This is a genomic window from Acidicapsa borealis (assembly GCF_059115245.1).
Map to the genome: position 1 here is coordinate 4729464 of NZ_JCACNY010000001.1, position 14570 is coordinate 4744033.

Sequence of the window (14570 nt, forward strand, 5' to 3'; positions counted from 1 at the left end):
ACCCGGTCACAGGACCAAGCATAAGATCCGGCGGCATCAAAAGACATTCTTCTTTTGTGCCATATCACTACACATACGGCTACCACTTCCGGCACTTGACCACTGCACTGCGGTGCTTCCTGCCCGCGACGAAACTTAGAGTGCACCCCCTATACGGTTGGATGCACGGCTCCGCCGGCAATCACCTCTAACGCATGCGGCAGCAGGGAGAGAATCGCTGAGAGACATTCGACGGCTCCCTTCTCACTACCCGGCAGATTCACAATCAACGTCTTGCCTCGAAGCCCGGCAACAGCGCGGCTCAACCACGCGAACCGATAGAACGGCGCAGTACCGGCCCGCATCGCCTCGGCCAGTCCTGGTACTTCGCGGTCGATCACACGACGCGTCGCCTCGGGCGTCACATCCCTCGGCCCCAGGCCGGTCCCGCCAGTCGTCAAGATGAGCGCATACTCCTGGTGCGAAAGTTCATGGAGCAGCGTGGCGATAGCATCGGTGTTGTCCGGCACCAGACCTCGTCCAATCGTCTCTCCGGGCCATTGCTCCGAAAGCAGCTTCACCACCGCGGGCCCTGCGGTATCCACCTGCTTGCCCGCCGCACATCGATCCGAAATTGTCACAACCGCGATTCCAGCCATCCTCGCCATCCTAACTGACGACACCCGAAATTCCTGCCACCTTCAATACAGCTACAGCAGCAGACGATATTATGCGTTCCCATCGCGGCACTCTCCTAACCGAATGCGGGCCAAATCAGCTATCATTCGCGTGTCAACACTGTGTTGCCGTTCGTTCATGTAAAGCAAAGTTCGTTCCATTTTCAGGAGACATCCATGCGCAAACTCAGCCTTTTTGCTGCCCTTCTGCTCGCCCTCGGTCTCACCGCCGCAGTCGCCGCGCCGCCGAAGTCGGTCTATGACTTCACACTCAAGTCGATCGATGACAAGCCCGTACCGCTCTCTGAATACCATGGCAAAGTTCTGCTGCTGGTCAACGTTGCGAGCAAGTGTGGCTTTACCCCGCAGTACACCGCGCTCGAGTCCGTCTACGAGAAGTACAAGTCCAAGGGGCTGGTCATCGTCGGCATTCCAGCCAATAACTTCGGCGGCCAGGAGCCTGGTTCGAACGAAGAGATCAAGACCTTCTGCACCAGCAAATACAGCGTGACCTTCCCCATGATGTCCAAGCTCTCCGTGGCTGGCGAAGGCAAGACTCCGCTCTACCAGTTCCTGACCGGCGCGACGACCAACCCGAAGTATGCCGGCGAAATCAAGTGGAACTTTACCAAATTTCTCTTTGACCGCAATGGCAACCCGGTTGCGCGTTTCGAGCCCAACGTCACCCCTGACTCGCCGGAAGTGACCTCAGCCATTGAAGCAGCTCTCGCCAAGTAACCAGGGGCAACCATGAAGCTGCTGCATATGGCGGACGCGGTCCGCTACCGCACCATGACGACGGCCGAGCTGCGAGAGACGTTCCTGATCACGGACCTCTTTCAGCCCGGTGTCGTCAGCCTCACCTATGTCGATCTTGACCGCACCGTTCTCGGCTCAGCCGTGCCGCAGGGATCGGCCCTCAGCCTGGAAACCGACGACGCCCTCAAAGCGAGCTACTTCACCGAGCGCCGAGAACTGGGCATCTTGAACATCGGCGGCTCAGGCAGTGTCACAGTCAACGGCAAAACATACTCCCTGGGCAACCGGGATGCTCTCTATATAGGCCGCGGCAACGAAGAGATTCTCTTCACCAGCGACGACCCAGCGAGTCCGGCGTACTTCTATCTGCTTAGCTACCCGGCTCATGCGGCCTATCCTACGCAATTCATCAAGTCCGCCGAAGTGGCCCGGGTTCAGCTCGGTGCGCCGGAGACTGCCAACCAACGCGAAATTACCAAGCTGATCTACCTACAGGGCGTGCGAAGTTGCCAGCTCGTGATGGGATTTACGCAGCTTGCCTCGGGCAGTGTTTGGAACACCATGCCGCCGCACACGCACATGCGCCGCTCCGAGGTCTATCTGTACTTCGATATCCCCGAGCAGCAACGCGTGATTCACATGATGGGCCCGGTCGATCAGACACGCCATCTAGTTGTGGCCAACCGCCAGATCGTCATTTCGCCAGGATGGTCGATTCATGCCGGAGTCGGCACCAGCAACTACGCCTTCTGCTGGGGCATGGGCGGAGAGAATCAGGCATACGATGACATGGATGCGCTTGCCATCGCGGACCTGCTGTAGTGGAGTTTTGGAGAGGCTGCCGATGTACATTGCGCCGTTGTCCCGTTTCTTCGTCCTTTGCCTTCTCACTCCTGCGCTTCTCTGCGCACAGTCTCCGAAGGTCGACCACCTGACCAGGGAACAGATTCGCGAAAAGGCAAAGGGGCTTGAGGATCTCGCGCGGATCCAGGACGGCTCAGCAAGTACCAAGCTATCCGAGTATCCCAATCACTACACCATGGTCGCCCTCCGCCACAAGAACGGCGGCGCTGAGATCCATGAGCATTTCGCTGACTTCTTTGTCGTCGTCGAGGGCCACGCGACCCTGGTTACGGGTGGCTCGGTGGTCGATGCAAAGACGACCGCGCCGGGCGAAATCAAAGGCACGTCGGTCCAGGGAGGCTCGTCTGAGCAGCTGAAGGACGGCGACGTCGTCCATATTCCAGCCGGGGTTCCGCACCAGCTACTTTTGCCGGACGGCGGCAGCTTCGTATACTTCGTTATCAAGGTCAAAGAAACGTAGGTCAGTTGCACACAGGTCAGAGAATCCTAACTCCTCACTCTCACAGGACAACAACACATGCTTCCAAGCTCCAAACTCTTTCGTCGCCCTTCTCGTCCAGCCATCAACGCAGCGCTCGTGCTTTGGGGTCTTGCTGCATTCTCCGCGCGCACGCAAGCTCAGCAACTGCGCGTTACGAATCCCATCGCCATCGACCGTAGCGAAGAGATCATTGAAGTCGACCTGGACCATCTTCTCCAGGTGCTGCACACGACTGCGGATCAGGCTAAGTATCTCGTCGCCACCGACGCAGTGACGCAGGATCACATCCCTGTTCAGCTCTCCAGCTCAACTCCTGGCGGCCCTCTGAATAAGGTGCTCCTGCTGGTCCAACTCACAGCCAAGGATGCTGAGACGATCGAGTTCAAGGTCGATCCCAAGGCTCCCCCGGAAAAAGTGCAGGTCGCAGGCCGCGAAGCCCCGGAGCGCAAGGACGACTTCGCCTGGGAGGACCGGTTTGTCACCTTCCGCATCTACGGTCCGGCTCTTGAAAAGACTGGCGAGATCACTTCTGGCATCGATGTCTGGTCCAAGCGCGCGAACAACTTCGTCATTGACAGCTTCTACAAGCGCGAACAGCAGGCCGAAGCCGAGCACAAGCCTGAGCTCTCGTATCACAAGGACGACGGAAAGGGTCTCGATTCTTACGAGGTTGGACCCTCGCGCGGGGACGGCGGCACAGCCGTGTGGGTTGGCGGCAAGCTCATCGCGTCCAAGAATTACACCAGCCTGAAGATCCTCGATAACGGCCCAATCCGCTTCCGTTTCCAGGTCACGTATGCGCCGTGGAGCGCCAACGGGCAGCTCGTCACGGAAACAAAGACAATCACGCTTGACGCTGGCAGTCATCTCAACAAGATCGTTTCCACCTTCACGTATAAAGGTGCGCCTCTAACGCTGGCTGCCGGAATAGCGATCCATCCCGGCGGAGACTCGAATATTCCGGCAGAAAACGGCATAGCCTCAGTATGGGACACACCGCAGGATCCCACCGCAGGACACATTGCCACCGGTCTCCTTGCAACGAAAAGTGAAAATGCCAAGACCCTTATCGCGGCCCAGCATGCACTGCTGCTCTTCGACAGGAAATCGGGCGAACCCTTCACCTACTATGCGGGTTCCGGCTGGTCCAAGGCAGACATGACGGACCAGACCATCTGGAACGCCTATCTGACCTCGTTCCTCGACTCACGCGAGCATCCGCTGGTCGTGGACTGGATCGCCAAGTGAGACAGGATACCGCTCGCATCGCGCAAACCAGACGCGATGCGAGCGTGCAAGTCCCGTACAAGCCAAAGGGCTTAACTTATTGCGCAGTTTTGAAGAAGAATTTGGTGGACCCCCCGGGAATCGAACCCGGAACCTGTCGATTAAGAGTCGAATGCTCTGCCAGTTGAGCTAGAGGTCCATTGAAATAAGCGTTATTGCAGCCGGGCGACTGCAACGCAGGAACAGGGCAAATCGCTGTCCACTCGAATGAGTTTACCATAAACACGGCTTGAGGCAAATCAGCACATTCGGAGGGTTATCGTTCCACCAATCCTCTGCCAACAGCGGACTATGCGTTCGTCGTTTGTGGCACTCTCACAAACTGCCCCAAGTACGGCCATCGAGATCTGTCGCTGCATGTTTCATCTATGCAGTGCTACTTGAGGAGGCCTTCATGTCCCACCGTACCATCCGCAACGTCACGACCTCTTTTGCCATAACGCTCGGCGCTACAACGATCGCTCTCGCCCAGTCCTCGACCCCGCAAACACCGCCCACGGTGGCTGCCGTCAACTGGCAAATTGCGCAATCGGCAGGCTCTTCCAAGCGAAATCTCCTTGTCGTTACTGTCGATCATCCCCAGCGTTGGCACCCCTGCCACGTTCAGTCCTTCACCGTAGACAAACTTGTCTGCGCTCGGCAAATCGGCGGCTCCCGCACCTACCTTCCGCAGCAAATCGCCGCGCTCATCCTTCCCGGTGACAATGACCTCAGGGTGCGATTGCTACTCGGATTCAACGGCGGGTTAGCTGCGGCAATCTTCAGTACTGTCGTGCTCTCGGCGGTTTGCCCACCCTGCGCCGTCGCCACGGGGCTTGCAGCTCTCTTTTTCTTCGGCGCTGCCAGCGCTGTGCTTATCGGGGACGATCAGCCGAATCGCCTGCTCTATCTTGCTCCCGGCAAGGAGATCCCGGACAAGCACCGCTTCATTCAGACGAACTGATTTTACGGAACCTTTGCCGAGGGAGGGACGTACAGCAAAGAAATGCGTACTTCGGCAGCATTCAGAGGTTTCATGGCAAAGCAACCCCACGCTTCTTGGGCTGAAGCGAATCGCATTGCATGGCCCGCGCTCATCTTGATTGCTGCCGCAGTGACTGCGCTGCATCTTGCTACGAATGGCCGGTACGGCTTTCACCGCGATGAGTTGCAGTTCCTTTCGGACGCACGCCAGTTGGACTGGGGGTTCGTCCCCTACCCGCCCTTTACCGCGGCGATCCAGCACCTCGGTTTGGCGATCTTCGGCACTTCGCTCGTCGGTTTGCGCCTTGCGTCTGTCCTCTTCCAGGCAGCAGCAACTACCATCGCCGGCCTCATGGCTCGCGAACTCGGTGGAGGCCGATTAGCGCAGATCACTACCGCGCTCGCCGTGGCCTTCTCACCCTTGCCGATCTTTGAAGGGACTGAGTTTCAGTATTCCTCGTTTGACTACGTCTGGTGGATCCTCGCCGCATACGGCATAATCCGCCTGCTGAAATCTGAAAACCCGCGCTGGTGGCTGGCGATTGGAGCCAGTCTCGGCATGGGCATGATGACGAAGTACTCGATCACGTTTTTCATTGCCGGGATTCTTGGCGCAATGGTGCTCACCCGAGCCCGCCGCCACTTTCTGTCGCCCTGGTTCTGGGCGGGGGTGGGTCTGGCACTCCTCATCTTCCTACCGAACCTGCTGTGGCTCGTGCACCACGACTTTATTTCGTACCGATTCCTGCAACATATCCACGTCCGGGACGTCCGCCAGGGTCGTGCGGATGGCTTTCTCCGCGATCAGTTCAGGATCTGCGTCAACGTCGTCGCCGCGCCGCTTTGGATTGCCGGTCTCGTAGCCTTTCTGCGCAGCCCGCGGTACCGGATGCTTGCCTGGATGTACCTGATTCCGCTGACGCTGTTCTTCTTCGCGAAGGGCCGAGGCTATTACCTCGCTGCCGCTTACCCGATGTTGCTGGCGATGGGTGCAGTCGCCGCCGAAAGCTGGCTGGCGACGTTGCGCCCGCTCTGGCGCCGGACCATCGAGGCCGTGTACTTTGTTGCCTTCTCCGCGTGCGCCATTTACATCTGCGCGGCGCTTGTTCCGCTAGCTTCGGACGGCCCGCTGCGCGACTTTGCACTGACTCACAGCGGAGATCTTCGCGAGGAAATCGGCTGGCAGCAGATGGTGGCTGCCATTGCCCAGGTCCGCGATTCGCTTCCCGAAGAACAGCGCAGGAACCTCGGAGTCGTCGTGGGCAACTATGGCGAACGCGGCGCGGTAGACCTCTATGGCCCCCAGTACGACTTGCCCGCAGCGATCAGCGGCACCAATTCAGGCTGGCTCAACAGCTATCCGCATAACGAGCCGACCACGTTGATCATTCTCGGCGTGGGAGACAGGGACCGGGAAACTCAATTCACTGGTTGCAAGCTGGCAGCGACGATCCCCTATCCGAGCGGACAGAACAACGAGGAGTCCAACGATCACCCAGAGATCTACGTCTGCGGACCGCCGCGTCTGCCCTGGCCTGAGTTGTGGAAGATTGCACTCGACTTCGGATGATCTCCGGTTCGAGAAAGTAATCTAGAAAGTAAAAGCCAGCCCGCCACGCACACACTGCTGAGCTTGCGCAAAATAGAGGTGCGTTCCATCTTCCGTGATGAATGGCCGATAGCCCTCGGCCAGCAGGTTGCGCAGATCAAGCTGAGCCTCGAGGCCCCCTGAGCCTTCCCGACTTGCACCGAGATGAATCGGCTGCCGGATATAGATATTCAAATACGGCTCGCTCGCATCCACTGCAAACGGAGCCACTTGTGTCACCGTGGCAGCCGGTTGCCAGCGATAGCTCGCCCGCCAGCGTGTGCCCACACCATCGACTGTTCCCGACAACGCCAGCGAATACATCTGCGCCCGATGCGACTTTGCGCCCTGCAGGATCGACGCGATCGTTTCCGGCCGCCCGGTGGCCTGCAGCACCAGCGCGTCACCGCTCGCGTAGCTCAGCTTAACCCTGTTGTGTCCCGGTAAACGGCTCTGGACCGACGCCAGCATTCCGGTGGTGGCGTAATTGGGCCCTGCAGCGCGAAGCAGCCCACTGGCCCGATCCACCAGCATCCATTGACCGGCAGATTCGCCTGCGGTCAAACGACCGGATGCTTCGATCATTGGGTTCACGATGTTGTCGCCGTAGATGACCAGCTGCATCTCAGCAGGTCCCGCGCTTGTCGACCAGCCGAGTTCCTGGTGCAGACCATGCTCCAGGACCAGTTCGCCATCCCGCTCGCTCACGATTGGCAGCCAGCGTGCAGCCATTGCCTCATCCGCGCCGGCATCAACCGAACGGGCCGACGCCACCCGGTAGGACAAAGATGACTGGCCGCGATGCAGAGTCACCCGCGCAAACGGCAGCGCCGCAAAAGCCGTCGACCCAGCACCGGAGCCATCGCCAACCCGCGCCAGAACCTGCTCCGAGCCTGCCTCAGCTTCCAATTCGTCCAGCAACTGCAGCGATTCCCACGTTCGCAGCGACCCGATCTGAAGCCCCTGCGCGCCGCCCGCACCGGCCTCCGGGTCGATCATGACCGCAGCCAGGGTCTGCATGGAGCTCGAACCCAACCCGGAACTCCGCATCTCCTGCCGAAAACCAAGCATTGCATCCATCATGCCCGCTTCTTCCGGGGAGACGACAGCGCTCATCGCCATCCTCCGCCGGGCGGACGTGTCCTGCTGCATCGCTGCTGAAACCCGTGTTCCTGCCTCGCCAAAGCGAGCATCCCCGACAGAACTCTGCACTCTGACCCGACGATTCTTCGCCCCACGGCGCTGCTCAGCCTGGGCCACTGCGGAAGTTTCCTCTGAGCCGTCGGATACCAGGATCGGGGATCCATCATCGAGCCAACGCAAAAGAGGGCGGCTCTCAGCCGACCTCATTGTCCATGCCCAGTCATCCACAGCGCGTGCCCGCGCCTTCTGCGGTTGCGGAACCCACTGCATCAGGTCGTACAGGCTGTTCAATGTCAGGTTGACGATGGTATTGGTTCGAATCCTGAGGTTCTGCTTCAGGGCGGGAATGAAACTGCTTCCCACCGCCTTGATGGCATATTGTCCGGGAAGCACGGAAACGATAGAGTAACTGCCCTTGTGATCGGTAAAGACCTTCGATACGACGGTAGAATCGGACCGCAGCAGTTCAATCTGGATTCCAATCTGCGGCGTGCCACCGGAGTCCCGCACCACACCGGCGACCGAGCCGGTGGCAGCGTTCATCGGCGCCGCATAAGCAGCTTCGCCACAGGAAAGGCTCCCCAGGGATCCCAGCGCGATACACGCCACAACGAATTGGAAGACGATACGCTTCACGGTTTGTCGTTTGTCAAAATACGCCCTGAAGCACTCCTCAAAGTACGCAAAACCATCAGTCAACCAGGTTCGTTGCCCGGTCGTACCGTTCACTGGGGGATGTATGTCCTATTCCACGACAAAAGGGGCCGATTGCGCAATCTCTTGTTTTGAAATCGCGTCCTGCACCCGAATCGTCATCTTGTACTTGCCCGGCTGCAATCCTGCCAGAGCCACACTGCGCTCCATCGTCAACTGGTCGCTGTGTGCGCTGAGTTTGCTCGAGTCCTCGTGCGTTTCCAGCAACAGCTTGTCAGACGTTGTATCGCGGATTTCGTAAGTCACCGTCGCGGAATTGCTTTTTGTCTTGTCGTCCATGCCCAGGTTATAGACCTGCATCCAGCAGTTCAGCTTCTGGTCACGGGTAAATTTGACCGGAGTTGCCAGATTCTGGCTCACCCGCGGCCGCACATAGGTGTTGCCGATGATGAAGTTGCCCGTACCGATGGTCTGGCTCGGTACCGTGTACATCGTGTCCGCCAGAATCAGCGACGAAGTACCCAGCTTTTCATCGTCGTACTTCGGCACATTGATGCTCTGGGAATAGATGCCCATGTGATCCGGATTGTTGACGTCCTTGATCGCAATGTCGACCCGGTAGTTGCCCGGACGCAGGGGCAGAGCTTTCCAATAGACAGACTGCTTTTCGAGCGTCTTCTGCAGCAGCTCGGACGGCTGGGTGATCTCGACCGTGTCTTCAAATGTCTGGACGGTCTTATGGGTGATGGTTGAGACCTTGCCCAGAATGTTCACCACGCCCTTGGAGACGCCGTCTTTGGTCGCGAACGTCACGTCCTTATTCTTGATTTGCAGCGTGACAGGCACGAGAACGGTGTCCTCGGTGACCTTGATGAAGTCGGTCCGCACATCGAACGGGAAGATGGTTCCACTCAGGACCTTGTGGTCCGAGATGAAGCTCTCCAGGTCCTTGAACTTCACTGGCGGGGGAGCGAATACCTTGGCTGCGAGTTCGATGCGGTCAAACTGCTTCGACTGCTGCGCGGACGCCATCGGACCGGTTCCCAGGTTTTCCAAACCACCCTTGAAACGGTCTGCCTTCTTGGCCTGTCCCATCTGCTCGTACATCGTTTCGCCGGCGCCCGGGACGTGCAACAACGCGTCCTTCTCGGAGCGGTCGATGGTGAAGTGATAGTCGCCGCACTGGCAGGTATCTACGAATTCGAGGTCAATATTGTCGCCAACGCCTTCGAGATAGCGGTAATGCCACACCTCAAACGGAAAGGTCGAGGTCTCGCCGCCGCCTTCGTCAAAGGGCCGCTGGTAGCTGCCGCCGGAGGGATGCGAGTCAATCGAATCCGGCTTGCCGAATGAGATATAGATATGACCGCGATCCGTCTTCCAGCCCGGCTTGCCCGCCGCAAAGTGCTCATTGGCATAGGCGATACGACGATAGTGCTCCTCGCGGAACTCATTATCCGGCGAGTCCGGATTGGGATTGCGCCGCAGCCAGAACTGCTCGATGAACGCGTCGCGCTCCTCGTCATTGCTCAGATTCTTGAAGGCCTTGGTCTCTTCGTCGGAGATGATCCAGGCCACATCCTGGTTCAGCCAGGTCTTGTAGGCCGTCGAAAGCTCCTGCCTTTGCAGCTTCTGCCGCTGAAATCGCTGCTTGTCGGTCAGCGGCCGCTTCAGAGGATCGGCTTCTTCTGCCGGCTTGTCCAGCTTCTTCCTCGACTTGTCGCCGGACTTGTCAGCCGCACCACTCTGATCCTGTGGCGCAGCAGGTTCCTGCCAACCAGTCACCCCGCCCGGAAGACCCACATAGGCCCGCGCCGGAGCGCTTGCCAGCAAAGTGAGGGTGGCAAATGCCAGCGCCCCAGATGCCAAGCGTAAGAGGTTGGAAGACTGTGTCGTTTTTTGAACTGTCGGGACGGTCAAGTTGCTCTGCTGCATCATGTCGTGGCCTACTCCTGCAAGCCCCTATTCTACGGTTACCTAGAGGCCGGGGCAAGGATATGGTGCCAGTTGGACAGGAAATCGCGAAAAAGGTTATCCCCGCCCCTCCGCACCTTTTCGATTCCCTCGCCTTTCCGGGAACCCTGAGGCCAGCAGTTGCGTACACTGTCAGCGGAGACTTCCTCACAGCAATCACGATATGAAAAAAGTCATTCTCATTGTTCTGGCAGTTCTTGTCGTCGTCGGAGCCGTCCTCGCCATGGTGTATCAGGCGCAGTCCGGATACACCCCTGTGCTCACTGGCAAGGTTGTCCGGCAGGATCTGGCCACCATCGTCAGCGGCACCGGGCAGATCAAGCCCAAGACCTACGTCAACGTCGGCGCAACCTCCTTCGGGCGCATCACGCACCTCGAAGTGAAGGAAGGCGACCATGTTACCAAGGGTCAGGTGCTGGCCCGAGTAGAGAATGTGCAGCCGGAGGCCAACGTCGCCGCCCAGGAGGCCATGATCTCGTCGTCCAAAACGGATGTGAACTCCTATCTCGCTGCCGAGAAGACCGCCGAAGCCAACGTCGAGCATTCCAAGGCCGATCTCGAGCAGAAGCAGCTCGACTGGGATCGCGCCAAGAGCCTCTACCAGCAGCAACTGATCGCCAAGCAGGACTTTGATGCGAAAAAGGCTGCCTATGACCTGGCGGTGGCAACCCTCGCCCAGTCTAATGCCGCGCTGATCCAGTCTCGCGCCCAGACCGAATCCGCCAAGTCCAAGGTCACCAACAACCAGGCCACTCTCCGCTACAACATGGACGCCCTCGACAAGACCGTCTCCGTAGCGCCCTTCAACGGCATCGTCACCAACCTGCCCGTTCGCGAAGGCGAAACGGTCGTCGTCGGCATCCAGAATGCCGAAGGCTCCACGCTGATGACCCTGGCCGACATGAGCGTCATCACCGCCGAAGTCAAGGTCGACGAGACCGACATCGTCAATATCCAGATCGGTCAGTCCGCCGACGTCACCGTAGACGCCCTGCCCGGCCGCACCTTCAAGGGCCACGTCACCCTCGTCGGCGATCAGGCAATCCTGCGTTCGACCGGCATCGCCACCTCTCAGTCCACCACCGGCACGGAAGAGGCTAAGGACTTTAAGGTCGTCGTCACGCTCGATCAGCCCGACGATGCGCTGCGTCCAGGTCTTTCGACCACAGCCAAGATCACCACGGCCCACAAGCCCAATGTGCTCACGCTGCCCATTCAGGCCCTGACCAACCATGTTCCCGAGACTCTGGACGCCAACGGTAAGGCAGTCGTTGCCCCGGCAACTCCTGCTCCCGGTACCAAACCTGCCGCTCCCGTTCAGGGCGTGTTCATCGTCAAAACGATTAACGGCAAGCTCCGCGCTCAATTTGTTCCCGTAACCACCGGAATTACCGGCTCAACGGATATCGAAGTTGTCTCCGGTCTGGTCGAAGGACAGGAGATCGTCACCGGCCCGTTCAAGACCATTCGCTCCCTCAAGGGAGGCGCTTTACTGAAACGGGATGAAGTGAAACCCACACCCTCCACTCCTGCCTCCTAAACGCAAACAGGATGGGTACGGAACTCAAGGGAAGTTTTGCCGTATAGCAAGAGAAGACCGGCTCCCGTCGCGATACGAATTGCGACGGGAGCACAATAGGTAAGACGGGGCTTTGGCCCCCGAAGGAAATCAGAATGGCCACCAACACCGCTCCCAGTCCCGTGATCTCCGGCTCCGCGCAGGTCAAGCGCGACATGATCGTTGTCGAAAATCTCTGGAAGACCTACGACATGGGCTCCGAGCAGCAGGTCAGCGCGCTCAAGGGAATCTCCCTGAACATCAAGGACAACGAATACGTAGCCATCATGGGTCCCTCCGGCTCCGGCAAGTCCACCTTCATGAACCTGATCGGTTGCCTCGACTCTCCCAGCAAAGGCAATTACTGGCTGAACAACCAGCTCGTCAGCGCGCTTGACGACGACGAACTGGCGCGGATCCGCAACAAGGAGATCGGTTTCGTCTTCCAGACCTTCAACCTGCTGGCCCGTGCCTCAGCCCTGCACAACGTAGAGCTGCCCCTCATCTATAACGGAACCCCAGCCGCCGAGCGCCTTCAACGCGCCAAAGACGCTCTGAGCGCCGTAAATCTCGATGGCCGCATGAATCACAAGCCAAACGAGCTCTCCGGCGGTCAACGACAGCGCGTTGCCATCGCCCGCGCGCTCATTAACCGTCCCAGCATCATCCTGGCCGACGAACCTACCGGCAACCTCGACTCCAAGACCGGCGTCGAAATTATGGCGCTCTTCGACGAACTGCAGGCCAAAGGCAACACCATCGTCCTCGTCACCCACGAGCCGGATATCGCGGAGTACGCCCACCGCGTCGTCCACATTCGTGACGGAGAAATCGCTTCCGACGAACCATCGAAGCGCGTTCGCTAGCTCCCGGCATTCACCAGAAATCAACGACGGGGATCGTGGCTCACCGAAAATGAATCACAATCCCCGTCGTTATTGCATGCGGGTGCGAATCTGGAATCCCACTGAATCTGCTCTGGGCAAACTCAAGCCGCCAGCTGCAAAAGCGGGACACGGCAAAATCCAGACCGGCCACTCCCTGCACAGTCACCCCATCGCGATTCGTATCTGGTACGGGCTGGCCTGGCTCGATAATGACCCCGCCCGGCGTATCTAAATTCGCGCTGTTTGGTCCGAACAACACTTCGGCATACGGGCGCATGTAGCCTTGAGCGGTGGTCACCGAAATCGTCGGACCCACCAGCGGTCCATGAACTCCGTTTGTTCCACCCTCAATCCGCAGGTCCAGACCTGGCCGGATACGATATTTGACCCACTCGGCGTAAACGCCAGCCAGAGGGATGGCTGTGCCTGATCCGTAATGAGGCGTGTGATCGGACTCTCCTCCAACCGACAGAAAGACGCCGAAACCAATCTCCGGACTTTGGCTTTCCGGACTTTGGCAAAATGCATCGCCTGCGAAGAGCATGAAGCAAAGACAGATCAGACAGAAGGCATGTGAGATTTTCATATGCCCACTCTAGGAATTCCAGCGCTCGAATATACGTTGTCCTGTGTCACTCTTTTGAAGTGCAACAGTGCTCAGACCCTTCAGGACGTGGCGGGTTGAAGCCCCGGCCGCAGGGAATGAAACGACTCCTCACTGATGAGCGGGAAGACGATACTGGCTACGCCTGGCGGCAATTTCGCCGCCGTCAGGCTGTCGCAGATCACCGAAGCTGCCTGCTCCAGACCCGCATGCCAGCCGTTCTGCCGTGCATCGCGAAGAAGCAGAACCTCCGGCGAAAATCCGGTAGCAATCAACATCGCCCGGGCAACTTCAAGAAACTGCGGCCAGTGCGACGCAATGCCCACCAGATGATCGCGGGATACGGGCAGATTTTGCGATATGGATGGGCTAATTGGATTGATGCGCAGCACGGTCAGCGTAATCGAGGAGCCAAGCGCCTGACGCGCCGCGTCCTCCTTGCTCGGCAATACCACCGGCCGCACGTCATAGACATGCGAGCGAAGCTGCGCCGGCCATTCCGCAATGGCAAGCGCACAGACCTCGAGCGGTGCGCACCCCGCAGCCGCCGCTTCATGCTGCACCAGACGTGCCAGTTCCGGATCGGGCTCCAGCAGCAGGCACTTCGATGGGCGAGCGAGCGCGATGGCGATTCGATTCTTCAATTCTTCGTCGGTAATTCCAAGCTCACGCGAGGTCTGCACAGTTCGCTGGACCAGGCTGTCCAGAAGCAGTGCTTTGGGGCTGTCGAGCGGCGCCGCAGGTGAATTTCCCTGTGGGCGTACGCGATCCGCTGCAAAAGACTTGCCGCTGCGCGGGCGCACGTAGACCCCGCTGCCGCGCTTGTGCTCCACCCATCGTTCGGCGCTCAACTGCTGGTATGCGGCGCTGACCGTATTGGAGTGAACCTTGAAGCGCCGCGCCAGCTCTCGAATGCTGGGCAGCCGCTCGCCCGGAACCAGCTCGCCGCTCAACACGCCCAGCGTCACCTGACGCACGATCTGCTCGTGAAGCGAAACCTCACTGGAGTGTACTAACCAGAAACGCACAGTGGCTCCTGTCTTGCCTGACGAGCTTACCATGACGGAAGACCGGTAACTTTGAGCACTTGCCTGCCCTCATGTTCTACGCGCACCCGCCGATATAGCCACAAGAGACACTCCACTTCCCCGA

General features: G+C 58.9%; 13 protein-coding genes and 1 tRNA gene. 8 read left to right on the forward strand and 6 right to left on the reverse strand.

Translation table 11 applies throughout. From position 1 onward, the window contains the following. Positions 1-149: 149 nt before the first annotated feature. Positions 150-638, reverse strand: coding sequence for a MogA/MoaB family molybdenum cofactor biosynthesis protein (locus tag AC5S27_RS19250; RefSeq protein ID WP_493936182.1), 489 nt, complete (start codon positions 636-638; stop codon positions 150-152). Positions 639-833: 195 nt separating this feature from the next. Here AC5S27_RS19250 and AC5S27_RS19255 point away from each other — a divergent pair, with 195 nt between their 5' ends. From AC5S27_RS19255 to AC5S27_RS19270, 4 genes are read left to right on the forward strand one after another with little or no spacing between them, the layout of a single operon-like run. After that, the gene (locus tag AC5S27_RS19255; protein ID WP_493936183.1) at positions 834-1394 is read left to right on the forward strand and encodes a glutathione peroxidase; all 561 of its coding nucleotides are present in this window, start codon (positions 834-836) and stop codon (positions 1392-1394) included. 12 nt (positions 1395-1406) lie between these two features. Then, positions 1407-2237: a 5-dehydro-4-deoxy-D-glucuronate isomerase gene (gene kduI / locus AC5S27_RS19260; RefSeq protein WP_493936184.1), complete on the forward strand. Its 831-nt coding sequence runs from the start codon at positions 1407-1409 to the stop codon at positions 2235-2237. A 22-nt stretch (positions 2238-2259) separates the two neighbouring features. Then, entirely contained in the window at positions 2260-2739 is a 480-nt protein-coding gene (locus tag AC5S27_RS19265) for a cupin domain-containing protein (RefSeq protein ID WP_493936185.1), read from the forward strand. 57 nt (positions 2740-2796) lie between these two features. Then, positions 2797-4008: a BT3233 family polysaccharide utilization protein gene (locus tag AC5S27_RS19270; protein ID WP_493936186.1), complete on the forward strand. Its 1212-nt coding sequence runs from the start codon at positions 2797-2799 to the stop codon at positions 4006-4008. Positions 4009-4110: 102 nt separating this feature from the next. On the opposite strand, the gene AC5S27_RS19275 is transcribed toward AC5S27_RS19270, so the two are convergent. After that, positions 4111-4186 (reverse strand) — tRNA-Lys (locus tag AC5S27_RS19275). 255 nt (positions 4187-4441) lie between these two features. Here AC5S27_RS19275 and AC5S27_RS19280 point away from each other — a divergent pair. Both AC5S27_RS19280 and AC5S27_RS19285 read left to right on the forward strand, forming a co-directional pair. Next, the gene (locus AC5S27_RS19280) at positions 4442-4990 is read left to right on the forward strand and encodes a hypothetical protein (RefSeq protein WP_493936187.1); all 549 of its coding nucleotides are present in this window, start codon (positions 4442-4444) and stop codon (positions 4988-4990) included. A 72-nt stretch (positions 4991-5062) separates the two neighbouring features. Continuing rightward, positions 5063-6580, forward strand: coding sequence for a glycosyltransferase family 39 protein (locus tag AC5S27_RS19285; RefSeq protein WP_493936188.1), 1518 nt, complete (start codon positions 5063-5065; stop codon positions 6578-6580). A gap of 21 nt (positions 6581-6601) precedes the next feature. Here the strand turns inward: AC5S27_RS19285 and AC5S27_RS19290 are convergent, their stop codons facing one another. Both AC5S27_RS19290 and AC5S27_RS19295 read right to left on the reverse strand, forming a co-directional pair. After that, complete coding sequence (locus AC5S27_RS19290; RefSeq protein ID WP_493936189.1) at positions 6602-8377, reverse strand: carboxypeptidase-like regulatory domain-containing protein; 1776 nt, start codon at positions 8375-8377, stop codon at positions 6602-6604. 108 nt (positions 8378-8485) lie between these two features. Further along, positions 8486-10333 carry a GWxTD domain-containing protein gene (locus AC5S27_RS19295; RefSeq protein ID WP_493936190.1) on the reverse strand — a complete coding sequence of 616 codons (1848 nt, stop codon included), beginning with the start codon at positions 10331-10333 and terminating at the stop codon, positions 8486-8488. Between the two features lie 199 nt (positions 10334-10532). Between AC5S27_RS19295 and AC5S27_RS19300 the strand changes: the two genes are divergently transcribed. Together AC5S27_RS19300 and AC5S27_RS19305 are read left to right on the forward strand one after the other, a co-directional pair. Continuing rightward, complete coding sequence (locus AC5S27_RS19300) at positions 10533-11909, forward strand: efflux RND transporter periplasmic adaptor subunit (RefSeq protein ID WP_493936191.1); 1377 nt, start codon at positions 10533-10535, stop codon at positions 11907-11909. 134 nt (positions 11910-12043) lie between these two features. Then, positions 12044-12793, forward strand: coding sequence for an ABC transporter ATP-binding protein (locus AC5S27_RS19305; RefSeq protein ID WP_493936192.1), 750 nt, complete (start codon positions 12044-12046; stop codon positions 12791-12793). Positions 12794-12833: 40 nt separating this feature from the next. Here AC5S27_RS19305 and AC5S27_RS19310 read toward each other — a convergent pair whose 3' ends face one another. Together AC5S27_RS19310 and AC5S27_RS19315 are read right to left on the reverse strand one after the other, a co-directional pair. Beyond that, positions 12834-13400, reverse strand: coding sequence for a hypothetical protein (locus tag AC5S27_RS19310; RefSeq protein WP_493936193.1), 567 nt, complete (start codon positions 13398-13400; stop codon positions 12834-12836). 80 nt (positions 13401-13480) lie between these two features. Next, a complete protein-coding gene (locus tag AC5S27_RS19315) occupies positions 13481-14446 on the reverse strand; it encodes a GntR family transcriptional regulator (protein ID WP_493936194.1) in 966 nt (321 codons plus the stop codon). Positions 14447-14570: the final 124 nt, after the last annotated feature.

Coding starts and splice junctions, on each gene's coding strand:
- AC5S27_RS19310 (WP_493936193.1), bottom strand. CDS start 13,400: ATGAAAATCTCACATGCCTTCTGTCTGATCTGTCTTTGCTTCATGCTC.
- AC5S27_RS19295 (WP_493936190.1), bottom strand. CDS start 10,333: ATGATGCAGCAGAGCAACTTGACCGTCCCGACAGTTCAAAAAACGACA.
- AC5S27_RS19305 (WP_493936192.1), top strand. CDS start 12,044: ATGGCCACCAACACCGCTCCCAGTCCCGTGATCTCCGGCTCCGCGCAG.
- AC5S27_RS19250 (WP_493936182.1), bottom strand. CDS start 638: ATGGCTGGAATCGCGGTTGTGACAATTTCGGATCGATGTGCGGCGGGC.
- AC5S27_RS19285 (WP_493936188.1), top strand. CDS start 5,063: ATGGCAAAGCAACCCCACGCTTCTTGGGCTGAAGCGAATCGCATTGCA.
- AC5S27_RS19255 (WP_493936183.1), top strand. CDS start 834: ATGCGCAAACTCAGCCTTTTTGCTGCCCTTCTGCTCGCCCTCGGTCTC.
- AC5S27_RS19280 (WP_493936187.1), top strand. CDS start 4,442: ATGTCCCACCGTACCATCCGCAACGTCACGACCTCTTTTGCCATAACG.
- AC5S27_RS19300 (WP_493936191.1), top strand. CDS start 10,533: ATGAAAAAAGTCATTCTCATTGTTCTGGCAGTTCTTGTCGTCGTCGGA.
- kduI (WP_493936184.1), top strand. CDS start 1,407: ATGAAGCTGCTGCATATGGCGGACGCGGTCCGCTACCGCACCATGACG.
- AC5S27_RS19265 (WP_493936185.1), top strand. CDS start 2,260: ATGTACATTGCGCCGTTGTCCCGTTTCTTCGTCCTTTGCCTTCTCACT.
- AC5S27_RS19270 (WP_493936186.1), top strand. CDS start 2,797: ATGCTTCCAAGCTCCAAACTCTTTCGTCGCCCTTCTCGTCCAGCCATC.